The following is a 22,522-nucleotide window of genomic DNA, read 5'->3' as shown; positions in this document are numbered from 1 at the left end:
TCATTTTATAGGAGAGAATAATGAAATTACTTCGCCCTTTAGTGGCTATGATTTTATCAGCTGTTGTCGTAATGCAAGTGAGTGCTAAAACGACTCGGCAAACACACCCAGTCGCATTTACAACCAGTGAACAAAATGATGAAACTGGAAAAAAAATGCTTTTAAAACTGTTCTCACAATCTGTTGCACTGCAATATACGGGGGCTAATCCAAGCGTGAATTCAGAGAAACAGTCGATTATAGAATTTAAATATCATCTGAAAAATATTGGTCAAAAACCAATTAAAACAGTGCATTGGGTATCACAATTTACGAACAACGGACAGGTTTTATTAAACTTGGACGCTCCAGTTAATTTTAATAAAAAAGGCTTGCGAGCAGGTCAAGAAATTGATTTGGCGTTTCCTGTTATTACAGCACAATTACCACCAGCCTTTATACAAGCCGCCAAAGAAGGATCTAAACACATAAACCTTTCTAATATTGCGATGAAGATTATTTATACTGATGGAACAAAATTAGTGATAAATAACGATTAGGCTTGGACAAGATAAACATCAAACCGATGATTCTTAGTTGTGCGGCTAAAGTGCGGTGCTTTTTCAGCCAGAAATCCAGCGTAATCGGGGCGTTTGACTACCACTCGTTTCTGAGCAAGTTTTAGGGCGGTGGTTAGCAAAAGATCGGCATCTAAATCAGCACCGACAAGCTGTTGGAAAAATCGCATTTCTTTTTTGACTAAGGCGGATTTTTGTTTATGTGGATACATCGGATCAAGATAAACCACATCAGCAAAATCTGTCATGGGATCAAGTTGATCAATCGTAGAGATAGGCAGTAATTGCAAATTCTGCTGTAACATACTGCCAATTTCAGCATCAAGATAAGCTCGGCGTAAACCATCTTGTAGTAATAAACGCACGACTGGGTGGCGTTCCACTAAACGAACTTGACAACCAATACTGGCTAAGACAAAGGCATCTCGCCCCAATCCTGCTGTGGCATCAATGACTGTCGGTAATTCATTGCCTTTTATGCCAATCGCTTTGGCAACCGCTTCACCTCGTCCACCACCAAATTTACGGCGGTGAGCCATTACTCCCCCAATAAAATCCACAAAAACCGCTCCCTGTTTAGGTTCGTCTAATTTGCGTAATTCTAACCGAATTTCATCGCCAACTTGGGTTTGTACTAAGGCTAACGGGCTGTTAGGATTGTGAATTAACCCTTGATCAGCACAAAGTGCGGTGAAAAAATCCTGATTTTCAGTTTCACAAATTAGTTGAATCATATCAAACCCTGCGCTCTTTCTAAATCTACAATAGATTTAGGTTCTTGATGAATAATAATATCCGCATTCGGAAATACGGTTAGGATTTTTTCTTCCAACTCATCGGTAATTTGATGAGCTTGGAATAAAGTTAAACTATCAGGTAATTCCAAATGCAGTTGAATGAAGCGTACTGCTCCCGCACGGCGAGTACAAATGCTATGAATACCAATAATATTGCGATGTTGTTCTGCCATGCGTTTGATTTGATCGATTTCTTCTGGTGGCAAGGCTTTGTCTAATAACACCTGCAACGCTTCCCATGCCATTTTAAAGGCGTTATAGGCAATATAAAGTGCAATTCCAATGGCAAAAATGGCATCAGTATAAATAAACCCATACATATTCAACAACATTGCAATTAAAATTGCTACGTTCATTAATAAGTCCGTTTGATAATGCAAACAGTCCGCTTGAATAGCGGGGCTTTCGGTCAGTTTAATCACTTTTTTCTGATAACCCACTAATGCAGCGGTAAAAGCAATTGAGATAATACTGACGCAAATCCCCAGTTGCGAATTGTCGATAATTTGCGGATTGGTTAATTTATGTGTACCTTGTAAAAGTAAGAATACCGCTGATCCTGCAATAAACGCACTTTGTGCTAAGGCAGCCAATGATTCGGCTTTGCCGTGACCAAATGCGTGATTATGATCAGGTGGTAACAAGGCAAAACGCAACACCAAAATGCTGGTAATGGAGGCAAATAAATCCACCACAGAATCCGTCATCGCCGCTAAAATTGCAATCGATCCCGTTTGCCACCAAGCAAAGGCTTTAATTAGAATTAGCACGCTGGCGACAACAATCGCAAGCTGGCTGGCTCGTTTAACAAATTGTGTGTAATTTTTTTCCATCTTACTTTCTCACTAACAATACACCTGCTTCTACATGCTCGGTGTAAGGGAATTGATCAAACAATGCGGCACGTTCAATACGGTGTGTTTGGCATAAAGTTTGTAAATTGCTGCATAAGGTATGAGGATTGCAAGAAATATACAAAATCCGATCATAATGTTGCACCAGCTGCACGGTATCCGCATCAAGCCCTGCCCGTGGTGGATCAACAAAAATGGTATTACACTGATAGGCTTTTAGGTCAATCCCTTTCAAACGTTTAAATTCACGTACCCCATTCATCGCTTGGGTAAATTCTTCCGCTGACATACGAATAATTTGCAAATTATCAATATTGTTTGCCACAATATTAAACTGGGCAGCATTCACTGACGGTTTAGCGATTTCGGTTGCCAATACTTTACGGAAATTTTGTGCTAATGCCACTGAAAAATTACCGTTACCACAATAGAGTTCAAGCAAATCCCCTTGGCTGTTTTGTGTACAATCAATCGCCCATTGCAACATTTGACAATTCACCATCGCATTGGGCTGGGTAAAGCTATTTTCTACTTGGCGATAGACATAATTTTTACCGTTAATCGGTAATATTTCATCTACATAATCCCGATCTAAACAAATTTTTTGTTTAGCCGCACGTCCAATAATTTGGACAGAAAACCCTTTATTTTCTAACCGCACTTTTAATTGTTTGGCAGCGGCAACCCAATCATCATCAAGGTTTTTGTGATACAACAAGCTCACAATAATCTGCTCACTCAATGTAGTTAAATAATCAATTTGAAATAATCGATGCCGCAGAATATCTTGTTCTTTTAACAACGGCAATAGGCTTAACATCATGCGATTAATTAATGCACTGGCAATAGGCAACTGATCGACTCGATAACGCCGTTTAGTTTTTTGATCAAACATAATATGGTAAAGATCATCTTGCTCATGCCACACCCGAAATTCAGCACGCATACGAAAATGTTGTATAGGCGAAGCAAACACGCTCAATGCTGGTGCATCAAAAGGTGCTAAAAGTGCGGTCAATTTTTTGCTTTTTTTAGCGAGAAGATCATCGTATTGTTGCTTATTCATACTTATAAAAATGTGCCTAACAAGTTAAATTCTAATTGTATTTATACGGTTGCCTGAAACCCATACACCAAAAACGTCTGTAAGCTATCGCCCATATTGGCGATATTGGGATAACGTCCCCATTGTTTAAAATGGTGTTTTTCAAAAAGATGACGGCTGGCGTGATTTTCTTCAATCACATAAGCCATTAGGGTATTTATACCGCAATTAGACATTTGATTTTGCATAAATTGCAAGGCTTGACTGCCGTAACCTTTGCCCCTTGCCTGTTGATCTAAATATAAACTGATTTCCACCGTTTGGTCGAAAGCGGCACGTTTATAGAAAGGAGAAAAACTAAACCAGCCCAAAATTCTTTCATTTTGTACCGCACTTTCAGTCACATTTTCAACCATGACCCACAATGGGTGTGTTTGATTATTAAAATGCTCTTCAAACCACGGACGGCGTTGTTGCTCGGTCACGGGGGTAAGATCAGCTGTGATACGGCGAGTAGGGATTGCTTGATTATAGATCTCAATAATGGCTTGCAGATCTTGTGGTTGGGCAGTTCTAATATTCATATTTTTAGATAAAAATGGCACAACATGTTGTGCCATTTGATTGACGGTTAAAAAATTAAAGATAGCGTTTGCTGATGACTTTTAAGTTATCATCTAATTCATACACTAATGGCTGACCCGTTGGGATTTCTAAATCCATAATGTCTGCATCAGAAATGCCTTCAATATGTTTTGCCAAGGCACGTAATGAGTTACCGTGAGCAGTTACTAATACACGTTGACCTGATAATAAAGCAGGTGCGATTTGATCTTCCCAGAATGGAAGTACACGCTCTAAAGTTACTTTTAAGTTTTCACCATCTGGTACCACGTCTGCTGGTAAATGAGCATAACGGCGGTCATTATGGGCTGAATTAGGATCTTTCGGATCTAATAATGGTGGTAATGTGTCGTAAGAACGACGCCAAATGTGAACTTGTTCATCACCATATTTTTCCGCAGTGGCTTTTTTATCTAAACCTTGTAATTCGCCGTAGTGACGTTCATTCAAACGCCAGTTTTTGACTTGTGGAATCCAAAGTTGACCAGCTTCTTCTAACACGATGTTACAAGTTTTGATCGCACGGGTTAATACCGAAGTAAATGCAATATCAAATTCAAAACCAGCTGCTTTTAATTTTTGCCCTGCTGATTTTGCTTCTTCAATACCACGTTCGGTTAAATTAACATCACGCCAACCGGTAAATAAATTTTTTGCGTTCCATTCACTGAAACCGTGACGAATAAAGACTAATTGCATAGGGATCTCCTAGTTGATAAAAATAAATAAAATAACATCATACTTTATAGCAAAAATTTGCAAAATTTGAAAGTGAAAAGCCATGGTTTCCTGATCTTTCTCAAAAATAATGGTATATTTAGCAAGAAATTTGATTATGTTAGCGAAAAATCGGAAAAAACATGTTGCTTTGTTCATTATTTAAAAAATTGCCAAAATTGACCGCACTTTTTAGTATGGGGTTATTGGTTTCTCTTTCTAGCCAAGGTGCTGATTTGAACCAAATTAAAACCCAAATCAAACAGCAAGAACAGAAAATTGCACAACGCAAACAAGAGCAAAATAAACTGCAATCTGCATTAGAAACCCAAGAAAATAAAATTAATAATGTGGTTGGCACCTTGCGAGAAACAGAAACCAGTTTAAAAGAAACGCAAAAAATTATTGCGGAAACTAATCGTCAAATAAAATCCCTTGAACAACAGCAAAAAAAACAAAAAGCGAAATTAGCCAAGCAGTTAGATGCTATTTATCGTTCTGGTAATCCAAATTCAGTGGTGGAACATTTATTGTCCGACGATGCTAAAAATAACGATCGAATGATGATCTATGCGAAACACATGAATCAATCTCGGTTAGCTTTGTTAAATGAACTGAAAGCGACACAACAACAATTAGAGCAACAAAAAGCCTATTTGTCGGGTCAGCAACAGGAGCAAAAAACGCAATTATCGGAACAGAAAAAACAGCAGCAAGAATTACAAAAAGCCAAACATGAACGGCAAAGCACCTTAAATCAGTTAAACAAAACCTTAGCACAAGAACAAAATAAATTAGATAGCTTGAAAGCCAATGAACAAGCCTTACAAAATGAGATTAAACGTGCGGAACAAGCAGCGGTAGTGCAAGAAAAGAAAGAACGTGAACAGTTAGCTCAGAAAAAACAAGACGAAGAAAAACGTACCAATAAGGTTTATCAACCGACTGTTCAAGAACAACAATTAATCCGTTCTGGTGCAGGGTTAAATGGTAAATATGCCTATCCAGTTTCGGGTAAAGTGCTGCATCATTTTGGTTCGATCCAAGCTGGTGAAGTAAAATGGAAAGGGATAGTGATTTCTGCCAGTTCTGGCACAGGGGTAAAAGCCATTTCGGGCGGTCGGGTGATTTTATCTAATTGGCTGGCGGGTTATGGTCAAGTGGTGGTGATCGATCATGGTAAGGGTTATATGTCATTGTATGGTTTTAATCAAGCGGTGTTTGTGAAAACTGGGGCGTTAGTGAACGCTGGACAAAAAATAGCTGAAGTTGGCAACAGTGGCGGGCAATCTCGTTCAGGGTTATATTTTGAAATTCGCCGTCAAGGTAATGCGGTGAATCCGTTAAATTGGTTGAGATAGAAAGCCATGGCGTGGAAAAATTTTTTGTTTTTAAGCACCGCACTTTGGGCTGGTTTAACTCAAGCTCAACCAGCAAAGCTCGCCATTGTAATTGACGATGTTGGTTATCATCAAAAAGAAGATGCCGCCGTTTTTGCGATGCCAAGGCAGATTTCGGTGGCTATTATTCCTGCCGCACCCTATGCTCGCCAACGTAATCAACAAGCACGAGAGCAAGGGCGAGATGTGTTAATTCACATGCCGATGCAACCTAAATCTAAGATGAAAATTGAAGGGGGCGGATTGACGCTAGGTATGTCGCAAGATGAAGTAAGTCGGCGAGTACAAACGGCTAAGAGCATTGTTTCCGCTGCCATTGGTATGAATAATCACATGGGTAGTGCCGCAACCTCTGATCGAGCGTTAATGACATACTTAATGCAAGAACTTGCCGAGCAGCATTTATTCTTTTTAGATAGTCGAACTATCGGCAGTAGTGTGGCTGGTAATGTGGCGAAAGAACAAGGGGTAAAATCCTTAGATCGGCATATTTTTCTTGACGACAGTGATGCTCTTGCGGATGTACAACATCAATATCAACTGGCGATTCAACATGCCAGAAAACAGGGTACATCTATTGTGATTGGACATCCACGTAAAAATACCATTGCGGTATTGCAGGCTGGACTGGCGAATTTACCAACGGATATTCAATTAGTGAGTATGGGTAGTCTATGGCGTGATGAAAAAGTGATTCCACCAAAACCATTTATTTTATTGTTTAGTGATTTGCCCGCCCCAACCAATGTTGCACCTTACACACCTGTTCCGATGTTGCGTGGTGTGCCTGAATAATCAATATAAAAAAATCTGCTCTAAATATCCTAATATTAAGAGCAGATAGTTACTTACTTAACCAAAATCTGTCTATTGTCCTAACCAAACCACCATAACTTTGTCGCTGCCATGTTCTCGACTAAAGGCAAAATATTTATCATTTTGCACCGCAGTTTGTATGCCAGCCCCAATCGCTGGGTGTTGTTGACGAAATTGAGCGAGTTTTTGCCAATGTTGCATAAGTTGCTGTTTGGCTACATTTTCCTTGAGATCTTGCCAGTTCATATCTGATCGGGTACCTTGCATTGGATCGGAACCCGTTGCCCCAAATTCTCGTCCGCTTTCGTCACCATAATAAATTTGTACAGCACCAGGGGCGAGTAATAATAAATTGGCGGCGGTTTTTTGTTTATCGATATTTTCGCTACTGTCTGAATGGAAAAATAAACGGGTATCGTGTGATGATAAATAACTCAATACATTAAAATCTTTCAGCTTATTATTCATTTCAGTGTAAATCGGTGCAATATTGGCAAAGCAATCTAAGCTGTTTTTGGCTTGATCTTGAAAGTCAAAATTAATCATGGCATCAAAGCCATTAGCATAATAATCACTTTTAAACACACCATGTCCCCAAGCCTCGCCTACCATGAAGAAAGGTTGGTTAAAACTCGCTTTTGGGTGGGCTTTTTGCCATTGAGTTAAGGCTTGTTGAGTAGATTGTTTGAGCTGTAACCAAGTGGATTTTTCCACATGTTTAGCGGTATCGACTCGGAAACCGTCCACGCCATATTTCACCACCCAATCGGAAAGCCAATGAATTAAATAATCTCGCACTTTGGCATTCGGCATAAATTGCGCTTGCGTGTCGGTTTTTTGTTGATAAAAGTTCGGTAAATGCACCGCACTTTCGCTTTCGGTTTTGAGATCAGGCAGCGAAGCCAACGACATTCTGAGATCATCATATTTCGGGGTATCATAATCGCCAATATCGGTTCTCACCCAATCTTTGCCCCACCATTTCGCCCAAGCGGTTTTATCGGAGAAATTAATATAGTCATTAAAACTATGCCAATTTTGCCCTGCTTTTGGTCGCCAATTTGTCCAATTCTCGCCAAGGGTTTGTTGAATTTCCGTGTCTTTTAAATACAAGCTACCAAAACCAAATTGCTGCATATCAGCAAGCGTGGCGTAACCCGTGTGATTCATCACCACATCAAATAATACGCGAATTCCCCGCTGATGAGCTTGTTCAATCAGGTTTTTAAGATCGGCTTCCGTTCCCATATTCGCATCGACTTTGGTCCAGTCTTGATGATAATAGCCATGATAGGCGTAGTGAGGAAAATCACCTTTTTCACCGCCACCCACCCAGCCGTGCATTTGTTCTAGTGGTGAACTAATCCAGAGTGCGTTAATACCGAGCTGTTGCAGATAATCCAATTTTTCTGTTAAGCCTTTAAGATCACCGCCATGAAAAGTGGCAATTTCCTGCATACCGTCTTTTTGTCTGCCGTAGCTGTTGTCATTGCTTGGATCGCCGTTATAAAAACGGTCGGTAAGCACAAAATACACCGTGGCATTTTTCCAATCAAAAACAGCCGAATTTTGCACCGCACTTTTTTCCAGTAATAGCAATCCATTGGCATTTTTATCAGGCTGAATACTAATTTTGCCATTTTTGACTACAGCGGTTTGCCCTGAATAAAAATCTCGTACGGTTTCACCGTCAGCAAAGGTAGTAGAAACATCAATTTCAACGTTCTCCCCTTGCCACGCAGGACAGGTTTTGGCGAGAGTTTCCGTGCTTTCTTTGGGTTGTTCAAGGCTTAAACGTAACGTTGGCGTGCCACTACGCAAATCAATTTGAGCAGTATAATTGCCTGTTTTGAATACACGTAACGGCAATGCGTCACCAGAACAAGCCACCAATGAAATTTCTTGGTTTAATTTCACCGCACTTCCTACATTTTGTGGCATAAAACATTGATTATCCCATTCAAATTTTAACGGATAATTGCCTTTTGCCAGCTCGGCTTGAGCCACCCATAAGTGCGGTGTATTTTCAGTGAATTTTTGAAAATGGGGATGTTGGATTGTTACCGCTAAGGTTGGTGAGGCAAATAAAGCGAGCCATAATAATTTTTTGTTTTTCATTGATGAAACTCCATCTTGTTCCATGTAGGGGCGTATTGCATACGCCCTGATAAGATCGAGCGTAAGGGCGTATGCAATACGCCCCTACAGTGTGTTAAGGTTTTTAACCTTTCACCCCACCCGCCGTTAAACCACCGACTAACCAGCGTTGTGCGAGTAAAAATACCACGGTAATTGGAATGGCGGATAATACCGCTGCGGCGGCGAAATCACCCCATAGATAATTTTGTGCATACAGATATTGTTGCATACCCACCGCCAAGGTATAGCTATTCACATCACGCAACAACAATGAAGCCACTGGCACTTCAGTAATCGCAGCGATAAAGGAAAGAATAAATACCACCGCTAAGATTGGGACGGAAAGGGGTAATAAAATTAGGCGGAATGCCTGCCATGGCGTTGCACCGTCTAGTGCGGCGGCTTCTTCCAATGAGCCGTCAATGGTTTCAAAATAGCCTTTAATAGTCCAAACATGTAGGGCGATACCGCCGAGATAAGCGAAGATCACGCCAGCATGGGTATTTAATCCTAAAAATGGTACATATTGCCCTAAGCGGTCAAATAAGGCATATAACGCTACCAAGGAAAGCACCGCAGGGAACATTTGGAAAATCAACATCGCTTGTAAAATTGTCTTTTTGCCTTTGAATTTCATGCGAGCAAAAGCGTATGCACAGGTGGTAGAGAGCGTAACGATCCCCACTGATGTGATAAAAGCGACTTTAATTGAATTCCATAGCCATAATAATACGGGGAATGGTGGTGGCGTAATCGAACCATCAGGATTGACCACATCAAAACCAAGGGCTAATTTCCAGTGATCCCACGAAATTTCTTTTGGGATTAAATCCCCAATCGCCAAATTCCCTGGGCGTAAAGAAATGCCGATCACCATTAATAACGGGAACATAATTAAAGCGATAAACAGGATTAAAATTAAATGTGTACCCAATAAACGGTAACGAATTGATTTAGGTTGTACCATTGCCATAATTATTTCCCCCTAGTCCAATTTAAATTTAGTGGCTTTTAAGTTAAGCATGGCTAGACCGCCTACTAATAAGAAGATGATGGTGGCAATTGCCGCCGCTAAACCAAAGTCTTGTGAGCCACTACCCTCAAAGGCGATACGATAGGTGTAACTCACCAATAAATCGGTGTAACCTGCAGGTGTTGTGGTGCCGATCATATCTGGACGACCGTTGGTTAATAATTGAATTAATACGAAATTGTTAAAATTAAAGGCAAAAGACGCAATCATTAACGGGGTTAATGGTTTTAACAATAATGGAAAGGTGATTTTGCTAAAATTTTGCCAAGTTGACGCACCGTCCATCGCAGAGGCTTCGTATAAGTCTTGCGGAATGGCTTTGAGCAATCCCATGGCTAAAATCATCATATAAGGATAACCCAACCATGTATTGACAATTAAAATCATCGATTTGGCGAGTAATGGATCATTAAACCATTGCGGACTAATGCCAAACAAGTGATTTAAAATCAGATTGATTTCACCGAAACTTTGGTTAAATAATCCTTTGAACACCAGAATAGAAATAAAAGAAGGTACGGCGTAAGGTAAAATAAGCAGTAAGCGGTAGATTCCCTTGCCTTTCAACGGTTCCCATTGTACTAGGCAAGCTAACACCGTACCTAAAATCACGGTAAACACCACGGTTAATGCGGAGAATACCACTGTCCAAATAAAGATTTGTACGAACGGTTTTTGAATGCCCGCATCGGTAAAAATCTTCAAAAAATTCGCAAACCCGATGGTTACGGTAAAACCCGGTTCTAAGGTTTCGCTTAACCAGTTGCCTTGATCATCAATTTCCTGAAAGAATCCTGTATCATAATTAGGGCGATAAACTTTGCCTGTTTCGTTGTTACGTAAATCTTGCAAGCTATCATCATAGCTATAACGAGCTTTTTGTTCCGAGAATTGACGTAACGAACTCATGGTCACTTCATTGCCTGTGGGTAGGCTCACCACCATTTGTTGAAGTGCGGTGCGATTTTGGGTAATTATTCTAAGTGGTGCGACTTCGCCAGTGGGTGCTTGTTCTTGTTCCTGTACGGCGACATTGTGGTCGCTAAATTGAATATTATCGGAAACAAAAAACTGCCCCGTATTTTTATTTTCTAGGCTGAGTTTCCACTGATTATTCTCTTGTGGATAGAGTTTAAAGTCGTATTTATCGCCAGCAAAATAACGTTGATCTTGTAATACCGTTAACGCTCGCTCAAAGGCAAGTTGGTTGGTGCCACTGTAGTTAGTAAAGGCAATCGCAATAGTGGCAATTAATGGGAATAAAATAAAAATCGCCATGCCCATAATACCGGGGTAAACATACCGCCACGCATAGACTTTTTGACTACTAAAAATATATATACCTGAGGTGAGAATGACCAGTGTCAACATGGCAAACAAATATTCACCTTGCAAATACATCAGCACTACAAGATAGAAATCAATCAGTAAAACGATGCCGACTAAGAGCATTTTCAGCCATTTAAAACTAGATTGAGCATGAGTTATTTGTTGCATAGGAACACCTTAATTTAAAAAAACTTTGCTATATTGAAATAACCAATTAAATTCCCTCTCCCAATGGGAGAGGGGCGGGTGAGGATAAATTATTGTTGTTTTTGAATACGGCTATGTGCGTCATCTAATGCTTCTTTTACGCTTTGGCGTTGATTGACTGCATTAATAATTGCACTCCGTTCTGCATACCAGAAAGCACTCATTTGTGGAATATTTGGCATAATTTCGCCTTTTTGAGCATTTTCCATGGTTGCGGCAATCCGTGGATCTTTTGCTAATTCCGCTTGATAAGATTTTAATGCCACCGCACCTAAAGGTTTATCTTTATTCACCGCACTTAATCCGTCATCGGTTAACAGATAATTTTCTAAAAATTCTGTGGCTAAATCTTTATTTGGGCTTGCAGAGTTGACCCCAGCACTTAACACACCTACGAACGCTTTAGAGGGTTGACCATTTAAGGTTGGCAACACAGTTACGCCATAATTGATTTTGCTTTGTTCAATATTGCCCCAAGCCCAAGGTCCGTTAATGGTTAAGGCAGCTTGTCCTTTATTGAATGCAGCTTCAGCAATGGAGTAATCCATATCGGCATTAATCACTTTATTTTTCACCATATCCACCACGAATTGTAAGGCTTTTTGTGAACCAGCGTTATTGACCCCGATGTCATTGGCATCATATTTACCGTTGCTAAATTTAAAGGCGTAACCACCGTTTGATGCAACCACTGGCCAAGTGAAATATGGCTCAGATAAATTCCACATAATCGCGTTTTTGCCTTCCGCTTTAAGTTTTTTATCTAACGCTACAATATCTTCCCAAGATTTAGGAGCTTCTTTCACTAAATCTTTGTTATAAATTAAAGATAATGCTTCAATCGCTACTGGATACCCCACGATTTTACCGTTATAGCTTTCAGCATTCCATGCAAAATCTACAAATTTCTCTTTAAATTCTTTGCTTGGGTGAATTTCTGCTAATAAACCAGATTGTGCATAGCCACCGAAACGGTCATGCGCCCAGAAAATAATATCTGGACCATCACCTGTGGAAGCTACTTGTGAGAATTTTTCTTCTAATTTATCTGGATGTTCAACCAGTACAGACACTCCAGTATCTTTTTCAAATTTCTTACCCACTTCAGCTAGACCGTTATAGCCTTTATCGCCGTTAATCCAAATGACTAATTTACCTTCGGTCATTTTTGCCACTACAGAAGTTGATAACACTAAACCTGCCGCTGCAGTTAAAGCAAATTTAATCAGTTGATTTTTCATAGTTTTCTCCTAAAATATAAAGGTATATTAAATTGAGTATTCATTTCATTATTCACAATATCTCGTTTTTAACGCAATGAAATCCTGTTTTTACTGCGGTTAAGAATGACGATATTTCATTAATGATTCATCATTCCCCACTCTACGCCCCCCACTCCAAAAGTGTGATCTACTCCATAATTTAAACAGAAATATGACTGAGATCATAAAAATTTTTATCAAAAACGAGAACTAGATCACAAAATTCGTAAAAAAAACAAGGTAGATATTTTTTTTTGCAAAAAAGCAACTAATAATAACTCATACCAAAAAAATTCGTTATGGGATGATTTGCTTTTTTATAAAAGCATTCACTATATTGACCAAATCCAAGGGTATAGCGAAATCAAGCTGAAATTATATATGAGAGGTATCTATGTCTAATGTGTCACTACGCAACGTATGCAAATCTTACGGTGATGTTCATATATCCAAAGATATTAATTTAGAGATCCAAGAGGGTGAATTTGTGGTTTTTGTCGGACCGTCTGGTTGTGGAAAATCGACTTTATTACGCATGATTGCTGGATTAGAAGATATTACATCAGGTGATTTGTATATTGGTGAAAAACGCATGAATGATGTTGAACCGTCTAAACGTGGCATCGGTATGGTATTCCAATCCTATGCGTTGTACCCCCATCTTGATGTGGCTGAAAATATGTGTTTTGGTTTGAAATTAGCGGGTGTCAGTAAAGCCGATAGAATGCAGAAAGTCAATCAAGTGGCAGAAATTTTACAATTAGCCCATTTACTCGATCGCAAACCAAAAGCCTTATCAGGCGGACAACGTCAACGGGTGGCAATCGGTCGTACGTTAGTTTCTCAACCCGATGTATTTTTATTAGACGAACCCCTTTCTAACCTTGATGCTGCATTGCGGGTGCAAATGCGAGTAGAGCTTTCAAAATTACATAAACGCTTAAACCGTACCATGATTTATGTGACCCATGACCAAATTGAAGCCATGACCTTGGCGGATAAAATCGTGGTGTTAAAAGCGGGTGGTATTGCACAAGTAGGTAAACCATTGGAATTATATCATTATCCTGCCAACCGCTTTGTGGCTGGCTTTATTGGTTCGCCGAAAATGAATTTTCTCCCCGTACGAGTAACTGCGGTGGAAAAAGAACGAGTTCAGATTGAATTACCCGATGCCAATCATCATTGTTTTTGGATTCCCGTTTCAGGTGTCGGGGTAAAAGTAGGGGAAAGTTTATCACTCGGTATTCGCCCTGAACATTTAGTTCCATCTAATAAAGCACAGGTAACTTTACGGGGTAATGTGCAAGTGGTGGAATTGCTCGGTAATGAAACACAAGTGCATTTAGAGATTCCAGAAATTAAACAGCCGACCTTAGTTTATCGCCAAAATGACATTATGTTAGTCAACGAGGGTGAAACTATTGATATTGGTATTGTGCCAGAACGCTGTCATTTATTTAAAGAAGACGGCACAGCTTGCCAACGGTTGTTTAAGGAAATTGGGGTGTAAATGCTCTCAAAAGTGCGGTGAAAAATAGCTTAGAATTTTTCAACCGTGATATTAACCCATTTTTGATATTTAGGTATGAATATCATTAAAAATAGCAATAGGTTAAACCCATTGCATTATATAAATTAATCATTATTAATTAAGAGGCCAATATTATGAATAGTAAAAAAACTCTGCTTGCTTTAGCTGTAACAGGTGCTATTTTTTCATCTCAGGCTTTTGCCGTTGATTTCCATGGTTATGCCCGTTCTGGTATCGGTTGGACATCAGGCAGTGGCGAACAAACTGCATTTAGTGTCAATGGTAGTGGTACAAAATATCGTTTAGGTAACGAAGCGGAAACCTATGCGGAATTTAAATTAGGTCAAGAATTGTTTAAAGACGGCGACAAATCTATTTACTTAGATTCAAATGTAGCCTATTCCGTTAATCAACAAGTTGACTGGGAATCTACCAGCCCAGCATTGCGTGAAATTAACGTACAATTCAAAAACTTTGCTGACAGCTTACCTGGTGCCACATTATGGGCAGGTAAACGTTTCTATCAACGTCATGATGTTCACATGAATGACTTCTACTACTGGGATATTTCTGGTCCGGGTGCAGGGGTTGAAAATATTGATTTAGGTTTTGGTAAATTATCTTTGGCAGCAACACGTAATACTGAAGGAGAAGGGGCTTGGAAATGGTATGAAACCAAAAATAAAGTTGGTTTTAAACAAACTGGTACCAGACCTGATGGCACAATTTTAACTGAAGATGTCTATGATACTAAATGGGAATTAAAGAAAACCGCGGAAGTTTATAATGATGTATTTGATGTTCGTCTAGCCGATCTTAAAGTTAGTGAGAATGGTCGCTTAGAATTTGGTGTGGATTATGGTCGTGCTAGAACTAAAAATGGTACAACTTTAGATCCAAACGCCTCTAAAGACGGTTTTATGGCAACGGTTGAACATACGCAAGGTAACTTCTTCGGTGGCTTCAATAAATTCGTGGTACAATATGCCACAGATTCTATGACATCTTGGAACACTGGACATTCGCAAGGTGGTTCTGTAGAGAATAAAGGTAAAATGATTCGTGTACTCGATCATGGTGTGGTGCAATTAAGCGATAAAATTGAAACTATGTATGCCTTAATCTATGAAAAAACCGATTTAGATAACAATAAAGGTAAAACGTGGTATTCTGCGGGTATTCGTCCGATGTATAAATGGACTAAAACCATGAGTACTTTATTCGAATTAGGTTATGACCGCATTAAAGATCAAGCCACTGGTAAGAAAAATGACATGACCAAATTCACCCTTGCCCAACAATGGCAAGCAGGTGATAGCATTTGGGCAAGACCAGCCATTCGTGTGTTTGGTACTTATGCACACTGGAATGATAAATTTAACCAAAAAGATCGTACTGATGCTGGCTATAAAGCCAAAGACGGTGAATTTGTCATGGGTGTACAATTTGAGGCTTGGTGGTAATCCTAAGCTAAAACTTGGCTATCCGTTTATTGATGATCCTAAACGGATAGCCTTTCCCTTTGTTATTCATATTGTAAAGAGGTTAATATGAAAAAATCTTTATTTCTCACCGCACTTTTCGCCTGTTTTGCCTTGCCTGTTTCTGCTCAAACGGTTCATATTAATCCGCAAACTATGGCAAATTTGCCATGGCAAGATGTTACTTTTTCTAAAACCCTAACCACTGAATTATCCGAACAACAAAAGCAAGCCTTTACTACGTCTTTCGCTGGTACAGAAAGCCCTGTAGCCGCTTATCGTATTCCTGCTAATCAAGGTTCATTAAGCATTGAAATTACCAGCCCAGTTGCTGATAACAATGTTTTTATTCCAAGTGCGGTGATTTTAGACAGCAATTTTAATCTTGCGGCACAATATGATTCTTCGCACTTCCAATTTAAAGAAGAACGAGGTATGCAACCTAATCGCTTTACCGCAGAGTTAGACTTAACGCCAACGGCAAATCAGGATTATATTTATTTGTTAATCTATACCACAGCACAAGATTTAAGCACAACGACTACGGTGCCACACCCAGCGAAAGCCTATGCCAAAGCCACTGGCACTCAACCACCAGCGATTGATGATATTGTGGTTAAACATAGCCGTCATGGTGAAGTAGCCGTGAATGTGAGCAATGGCTCAGGTACAAGATTTATTGGATTATCCGATATTCTGCCAACCAGTAAAAAAACGACCAGTACAGCTGTTGGTACAACGGCAACCACTGCTGCAACGACAGCCACTGTCGCCAAAGCGAGCCAAGGGAATAAACAGGCGGTTACGACAGCCGTTGATAAAGATACTGAAGCGTATTTCAATCAAGCGGTAAGTAAAGCATTAAAAGCCAATGATATTAATAAAGCGATGAATTTGGTCAATGAAGCCGAAAAATTAGGCTTAACCAGTCCAAGACAAACGTTTTTAAAACAGGTTTCGGCGAAATAATCATATATCCCTGTACTCATATCCCCCGTACTCACGTACGGGGTTAGGCAAATCACGCCCCGCTGGGGCTTGGTTATTGGATTAAGATGTGGAGCATCGTTATATGCGTAGCCCTGTACGCAAGTGCAGGGCGATCAGTCCCCCTCACTCGCATACGGGGTTTGGGCATAAACACAACATATTGTGTTTGCTAACTACAAAAAACCATATATATGCTAATAAAAAAATTTAAAAATTTTTTCCTTTATAAATCAAAATCCTATTAAAAAGAGGTTAAATTTGCCATTTGTCAAGTCTTGTTATCTGATTTTTTTTGTCTAAAATAACCCCCACATTTTCATTTCTTTCACAGGTAGGTGAACCCATTATGTCCAGAAATCTTTTTGAAAAACGCTTGAATATTAAACCTTACGAATACCCCGAATTGCTTGAATTCAAAGATGCTATTCGTCATTCTTATTGGTTGCATACCGAATTTAATTTCACGGGTGATATTCAAGATTACCGTACCACGATTAACGATCACGAACGTCAAGTCTTAACGCGTGCGATGTTAGCCATTTCACAAGTGGAAGTGAATGTAAAACGTTTCTGGGGTGAGCTATATCGTTATTTCCCAAAACCAGAAATGGACGATGTGGGTGGCACCTTTGCAGAATCAGAAGTACGCCATAAAGATGCCTATTCTTTCTTGTTAGAAAAATTGGGTTTGAACGATATGTTTGCTCAAATTCAGGATATTGAGCCATTAATGAAGCGTATTCGTTATATGGAAAGTTTTATGAAAGAAAAAGATGCTGGCAAAGGCGAGTTCGTATTGTCTTTAGTTTTGTTTTCTTTATTTGTGGAACATATTTCCTTATTTGGTCAATTCTTGGTTATGATGTCCTTTAATAAGCATAAAAACCTGTTTAAAGGGATTTCCAATGCGGTAGAAGCTACTTCAAAAGAAGAAGAAATTCATGGTAAATTTGGTATTGCGTTGTATGAGATTCTACGTGATGAACATGCAGATTTATTTACCGATGAATTTTTCGCTGACTTAAAAACCCTTTCTGATCAAGCCTTTGAAGCAGAGTGTGGTATTGTGGATTGGATTTTTGAAGGTGGCGATTTAAGTTTTATCACCAAAGAAACAGTGTTAAATTATATTAAAAGCCGCTACAACAATTCATTGACTATTTTAGGCTTGCCAGCTCCACATAACATTGATCCTGAATTATTAAAAGAAACCCAGTGGTTCGATATTGAAATCCTTTCTACTAAAGAAAATGATTTCTTCTATAAACGTAGCACTGATTACAGTAAAAAAATGAAACAGATTACCGCCGATGACTTATTCTAATCCAAACCGTCCAGACTTCGCTTGGTTAAACGAAGATAGCCGTTTGTTCTTGCAACGTGGTTACTTGCTCGAAGGAACATCCGCATTAGATCGTATTCGCTTTATCGCTGAACATGCCGAACATAAACTTGGTATCGAGGGCTATGCGGATAAATTTTATCACTATATGGCACGTGGTTATTTTTCTCTTTCTTCACCAATTTGGTCAAACTTTGGTTTAGATCGTGGCTTGCCGATTTCCTGTTTTGGTAGCTATATTGGCGACTCCATTCACGAAATTATGGTGACTACTGCCGAAGTAGGTATGATGAGCAAAATTGGTGGTGGTACATCAGCTTATTTTGGCGATATTCGTCCACGTGGTACCAGCATTAAAAATAATGGTAAATCAGATGGTTCATTTAACTTTACCAAACTGTTTGACACCGTTATTGACGTGATCTCACAAGGCACCTCACGTAAAGGGCAATTTGCTGGTTATATTGATATTGAACATGGTGACATTGATGAATGGTTGGATATTCACACCGAGGGTAATCCGATTCAGTTAATGTATTATGGTGTTTGTATCGGTCACGAATGGTTAGAAAGCATGAAAGCAGGTGATCCTTATAAACGTCAACTTTGGGCAAAATTATTACAACGTAAAACTGAAACGGGTATTCCGTATTTATTCTTTAAAGATAATGCGAATGTTGGTCGTCCAGATGTGTATAAAGATAAAAACATGGTGGTACACGCCTCAAATCTTTGTACCGAAATTATGTTACCTGCTTGTGCAGACGAAAGTTTTGTGTGCTGTCTATCATCAATGAACTTGCTTTATTTTGATGAATGGAAAGATACCGATGCCCCTGAAGTATTAACCTATTTCTTAGATGTAGTAATGAGCGAGTTTATCGAAAAAAGCCAGCATATTCCATTTTTGGAAAGAGCCAATAAATTCGCCCGCAGACACCGTGCATTAGGCTTAGGCGTGTTAGGTTGGCACAGTTATTTACAAGCCAACAATATTGCTTTTGATAGCTTTGATGCGATGCAAAAAAATAATGAAGTGTTCCGCACCTTAAAAGAGAAAACCTTAAACGCATCAAAAGAATTAGCCCAGCGTTTTGGTGAACCAGAATTATTACAAGGCTATGGTCGCCGTAATACCACCTTGATGAGTATTGCTCCAACTAAATCTAGTAGCTTTATTTTAGGCAGTGTTTCACCGTCTGTTGAGCCGTTTAAATCCAATTATTATGTAAAAGATTTAGCTAAAATCAAAACCGTTTATAAAAACCCATTCTTGGAAAAATTATTACAAGAAAAAGGCTTAGACAAGGACGAAATCTGGGATAGCATTTTATTGCATGATGGTTCTGTGCAACATTTATCCCAGTTGACCGATGAAGAAAAAGACGTGTTTAAAACGTTCTCTGAAATCAGTCAGTTAAGCGTGATTCAACAAGCGGCACAACGTCAAAAATATATTGACCAAGGACAAAGTATTAACATCATGGTTCACCCATCCACACCAGCACGTGATTTGAACCAGTTATACTTAACCGCCGAAGAGTTAGGCTTAAAATCCATTTATTATCAATATAGCATGAGTGCAGCACAGGTGTTTAATCGCAACCTATTAAGCTGCTCAAGTTGCGAAGGCTAATGGCTAAATAGAGACCTGAAGTGCGGTGAAAAAAATCAAACTTTTTCACCGCACTTTTTTATGGGTTGAACTTTTAGGCTCAGAATATATCATAATAAGATAACACAACGAAAAAAGAGTTTATGACTATACCATTTATTCAACAACGACTGGATCAATTATTAGCCGATATTGAGCAGCAAACCGATCCTTTTGTTTTGCTCCAGTTATTTTGTCAATATTTACGTGAGGGTGGGCAATTTCAAGCCAATGAACGCATTGCGTTATTTACCAACTTATTAAAACAGTATCCTGAATTAGCCAAACGTATCACTACGTTATTATGCCGTTGGCTTTGTCAAATGCGTTTATATCCTTTGCTGATTAGTAGTGGTATTTTAAGCCGTGACGGTTTTGGCAAGGAAATGAAACAACGCTTATATGAAAAACTCAATCCTGCCTTTAAAGATAGCAAAGATTTGCGTGATGTGTTCTTTATGTTATTTCATAACCGTAAAGATATGGTGTGGCTTAAAGCAATTTCAGCAAAAATGTGGGTGAATCTATTTGCGACATTGGAACAATATACCGAGCAACAAGATCAAAATTGGTTACAGCAACATCTCTATCACGAGGGTTATTCTGCCATTGAAATGTTAGCGATTTGGTTGGCAGCGGAAGATTTGGATCCTGAATTAATGCGGTTAGATCCAGCATTATTAGATGCCCATTCGCCTTTTGTGGCGTTACAAAAAGAAGTAGCATTGTGGTTAACCGCCCAACAACAGGGTGAAGATTATGATGATAGCCATTTACAAGTCATGATATCGCAATGTCGAAAACAAATTGATCGTTTTTACAAACGTGGTGCTGTGGCAGGTTCTTCGTTAGCGGTCGCTCATTTATTAGAACGTTTAAATCAAACCCTTGAGCGTTTGGTGATGCTTAAAAAGTTATTTAGTGAGCGAACATTATCTCTACTAAGCGTGCTGCAAACCACGGAAATTTTTGCGAGTGCAGCCACTGATCAACATAATATCTGCGTCCTTTGGAAACAGAGTGCTGGTATGTTATCTCGCACCATTGCACAAAATACCAGTGATCATGGTGAACATTACGTTACTCGCACCAAAAAAGAATATTTTGCGATGTTCTATTCTGCGGCTGGCGGAGGGATTTTAATTGCTTTAATGGCATTATTTAAAATTCATCTTGGCGATATTATTGATGATAAAACGTGGAAAAGCCTCGCATACGGGCTGAATTATGGTTTAGGCTTTATGCTGATTTTTATGTTGCATTTTACGGTCGCCACTAAACAGCCCGCCATGACCGCCGCCCGTTTTGCCGAAGCGGTAGAGCGTAATCCACAAGGACGAGCGGTGAACATGAAATTAGCTCAACTATTGATTGATGTATTGCGTTCACAAACCATTGCGGTGCTGGGGAATGTGGCTTTTGCGATGGGATTGAGTGGGTTAATTGCGTATCTTTATACAGAAAAAACAGGATTGCCATTACTGGATTCTGCTGCGATTGATTACCAACTCCATTCCATTGATCCAACCAAAGGAACGTTATGGTTTGCTGCTATTGCAGGTGTGTGGTTATTCTGTTCAGGGATTATTTCGGGTTATTTTGATAATCGTAGTAACTATCTCAATCTCAGAATGCGATTACCGCATCATCCACTACTGAAATACATCATGCCAGAAAAATGCCGCATTAAATTCGCTCATTATTTACATGATAATTATGGTTCCTTAATGGGAAACTTCTGTTTTGGTATGTTGCTTGGTTTAACAGGATTGGTTGGTTATTGGCTAGGTCTGCCATTAGATATTCGCCATGTGGCATTTTCATCGGCTAATCTAGGTTATGTGGCGGTAAGTGGTCATCTCAGTTGGGCGGTTATTTTGCAGTGTATCGGTTTTGTTTTGCTCATTGGTGTGGTGAATTTAGTGGTGAGTTTTACGCTGGCATTAAGAGTGGCATTAAGGGCGTTAAATGCGGAAATTGACAGTTGGTGTGAAATTTGTCGATGCCTGTGTGAGATTATTCGTAAGCGACCATTGAGCTTGTTTTTGCCAGTGCAACTAGACAGATAAAGGCAATAGTGCGGTGAAAAACACCGCACTATTTATGCCACTATCTTATGCTACTACCCAATTTTTGCTCGTAAAAAGCCAAAGATTAACCCAATAATTAAGCCAGAAATATGTGCTGCATTTCCCATTTGAACGCCAATTAATGGGCTGATAAAGCCAAACGCAATCCCAACGATTAACATGGTGAAAAAGCCTTCGGGTAAATCAAATTGCGTATTGGGACTAAATTTATCCACACAAAAGACAAAACCCATGACTGCATAAACCACACCTGATAGTCCGAAAAACCAAGGACCCGTTGCCCAGTTTTGCACAAAACCAGAGCCGATACCTGATACTAAATAAAGCAAAATCAAAGTGAACGAGCCAAATCTTTTTTCAATCGCAGCACCAAACAGCCACCACCACGCTAGATTGAAACCAATATGAGTAATGGATAAATGGATTAAGGTATGGCTTAAATAACGCCAATAATCTTGTTGCTCAAATTGATCTGCTGGAAAGTGCATGGTATTCAATAAAACCTCAGTTTCCAGATCAATAGTATTACCAATGATGTATAAAATCACGCAAAGTGCGGTGATAAATAAAGTAAATTTTGCTGAATGACTTCTAAAACTTGACAGCATTTGTTATATTCCTTTTATTTTTTAGCATAACTTAATATATGGG

The 22,522-nt window shown here is 39.3% G+C and carries 19 protein-coding genes; 9 read left to right on the top strand and 10 right to left on the bottom strand.

The genetic code is table 11. From position 1 onward, the window contains the following. Positions 1–20 precede the first annotated feature (20 nt). A complete protein-coding gene (locus O1Q80_RS01255; RefSeq protein ID WP_386688929.1) occupies positions 21–539 on the top strand; it encodes a hypothetical protein in 519 nt (172 codons plus the stop codon). Here O1Q80_RS01255 and O1Q80_RS01250 read toward each other — a convergent pair. The 5 genes from O1Q80_RS01250 to O1Q80_RS01230 are packed head-to-tail and all read right to left on the bottom strand — an operon-like array spanning position 536 to position 4,576. Then, positions 536–1,291, bottom strand: a complete 756-nt coding sequence (locus O1Q80_RS01250; protein ID WP_386695178.1) for a class I SAM-dependent methyltransferase — start codon at positions 1,289–1,291, stop codon at positions 536–538. The two genes, O1Q80_RS01255 and O1Q80_RS01250, sit on opposite strands and share 4 nt — an antisense overlap. Beyond that, positions 1,288–2,187 (bottom strand): cation diffusion facilitator family transporter, encoded by a 900-nt coding sequence (locus tag O1Q80_RS01245; protein WP_386688933.1) that lies wholly within the window; start codon positions 2,185–2,187, stop codon positions 1,288–1,290. The genes O1Q80_RS01250 and O1Q80_RS01245 overlap by 4 nt, the downstream gene beginning before the upstream one ends. Before the next feature lies 1 nt (position 2,188). Then, positions 2,189–3,274 carry a tRNA (uridine(54)-C5)-methyltransferase TrmA gene (trmA, locus tag O1Q80_RS01240; protein WP_386695177.1) on the bottom strand — a complete coding sequence of 362 codons (1,086 nt, stop codon included), beginning with the start codon at positions 3,272–3,274 and terminating at the stop codon, positions 2,189–2,191. Between the two features lie 41 nt (positions 3,275–3,315). Beyond that, entirely contained in the window at positions 3,316–3,837 is a 522-nt protein-coding gene (locus O1Q80_RS01235) for a GNAT family N-acetyltransferase (RefSeq protein WP_386690181.1), read from the bottom strand. Between the two features lie 55 nt (positions 3,838–3,892). Beyond that, entirely contained in the window at positions 3,893–4,576 is a 684-nt protein-coding gene (locus O1Q80_RS01230; protein WP_386688937.1) for a 2,3-diphosphoglycerate-dependent phosphoglycerate mutase, read from the bottom strand. A 161-nt stretch (positions 4,577–4,737) separates the two neighbouring features. Between O1Q80_RS01230 and envC the strand changes: the two genes are divergently transcribed. Further along, on the top strand, positions 4,738–5,955 hold the full coding sequence (gene envC / locus O1Q80_RS01225) for a murein hydrolase activator EnvC (RefSeq protein WP_386695175.1): 1,218 nt from the start codon (positions 4,738–4,740) through the stop codon (positions 5,953–5,955). A gap of 6 nt (positions 5,956–5,961) precedes the next feature. Next, positions 5,962–6,789 carry a divergent polysaccharide deacetylase family protein gene (locus tag O1Q80_RS01220; protein WP_386688941.1) on the top strand — a complete coding sequence of 276 codons (828 nt, stop codon included), beginning with the start codon at positions 5,962–5,964 and terminating at the stop codon, positions 6,787–6,789. Positions 6,790–6,861: 72 nt separating this feature from the next. Here the strand turns inward: O1Q80_RS01220 and O1Q80_RS01215 are convergent, their stop codons facing one another. The 4 genes from O1Q80_RS01215 to malE all read right to left on the bottom strand — a co-directional run bounded on the left by O1Q80_RS01215 (position 6,862) and on the right by malE (position 12,759). Then, positions 6,862–8,928, bottom strand: a complete 2,067-nt coding sequence (locus tag O1Q80_RS01215) for an alpha-amylase (RefSeq protein WP_386695174.1) — start codon at positions 8,926–8,928, stop codon at positions 6,862–6,864. A gap of 103 nt (positions 8,929–9,031) precedes the next feature. Continuing rightward, entirely contained in the window at positions 9,032–9,922 is an 891-nt protein-coding gene (gene malG / locus O1Q80_RS01210; RefSeq protein WP_194965391.1) for a maltose ABC transporter permease MalG, read from the bottom strand. Positions 9,923–9,934: 12 nt separating this feature from the next. After that, positions 9,935–11,479 (bottom strand): maltose ABC transporter permease MalF, encoded by a 1,545-nt coding sequence (malF, locus tag O1Q80_RS01205; RefSeq protein ID WP_386695172.1) that lies wholly within the window; start codon positions 11,477–11,479, stop codon positions 9,935–9,937. An 89-nt stretch (positions 11,480–11,568) separates the two neighbouring features. Beyond that, entirely contained in the window at positions 11,569–12,759 is a 1,191-nt protein-coding gene (malE, locus tag O1Q80_RS01200) for a maltose/maltodextrin ABC transporter substrate-binding protein MalE (protein ID WP_386688947.1), read from the bottom strand. 415 nt (positions 12,760–13,174) lie between these two features. Between malE and malK the strand changes: the two genes are divergently transcribed. The 6 genes from malK to O1Q80_RS01170 all read left to right on the top strand — a co-directional run bounded on the left by malK (position 13,175) and on the right by O1Q80_RS01170 (position 21,850). Continuing rightward, entirely contained in the window at positions 13,175–14,293 is a 1,119-nt protein-coding gene (malK, locus tag O1Q80_RS01195) for a maltose/maltodextrin ABC transporter ATP-binding protein MalK (protein ID WP_386688949.1), read from the top strand. Between the two features lie 155 nt (positions 14,294–14,448). Further along, positions 14,449–15,777: a maltoporin gene (locus O1Q80_RS01190; RefSeq protein WP_386695171.1), complete on the top strand. Its 1,329-nt coding sequence runs from the start codon at positions 14,449–14,451 to the stop codon at positions 15,775–15,777. Positions 15,778–15,864: 87 nt separating this feature from the next. Then, positions 15,865–16,764: a maltose operon protein MalM gene (gene malM, locus O1Q80_RS01185; RefSeq protein ID WP_386695169.1), complete on the top strand. Its 900-nt coding sequence runs from the start codon at positions 15,865–15,867 to the stop codon at positions 16,762–16,764. A 367-nt stretch (positions 16,765–17,131) separates the two neighbouring features. Continuing rightward, positions 17,132–18,109, top strand: a complete 978-nt coding sequence (locus O1Q80_RS01180; RefSeq protein ID WP_386695167.1) for a ribonucleotide-diphosphate reductase subunit beta — start codon at positions 17,132–17,134, stop codon at positions 18,107–18,109. Further along, positions 18,096–19,763, top strand: a complete 1,668-nt coding sequence (locus tag O1Q80_RS01175; RefSeq protein WP_386688957.1) for a ribonucleoside-diphosphate reductase subunit alpha — start codon at positions 18,096–18,098, stop codon at positions 19,761–19,763. Before O1Q80_RS01180 ends, O1Q80_RS01175 begins: the two co-directional genes overlap by 14 nt. 122 nt (positions 19,764–19,885) lie before the next feature. Further along, positions 19,886–21,850, top strand: coding sequence for a site-specific recombinase (locus tag O1Q80_RS01170; protein ID WP_386695165.1), 1,965 nt, complete (start codon positions 19,886–19,888; stop codon positions 21,848–21,850). Positions 21,851–21,903: 53 nt separating this feature from the next. On the opposite strand, the gene O1Q80_RS01165 is transcribed toward O1Q80_RS01170, so the two are convergent. Continuing rightward, on the bottom strand, positions 21,904–22,476 hold the full coding sequence (locus O1Q80_RS01165) for a rhomboid family intramembrane serine protease (RefSeq protein ID WP_386696121.1): 573 nt from the start codon (positions 22,474–22,476) through the stop codon (positions 21,904–21,906). Positions 22,477–22,522 lie beyond the last annotated feature (46 nt).

Origin of the sequence: Lonepinella sp. MS14435, assembly GCF_042485795.1 — a bacterium.
GTDB lineage: Bacteria > Pseudomonadota > Gammaproteobacteria > Enterobacterales > Pasteurellaceae > Lonepinella.
Note: the sequence above shows the minus strand (reverse complement) of the source record. Positions and strands in the feature narration are given on the sequence as shown.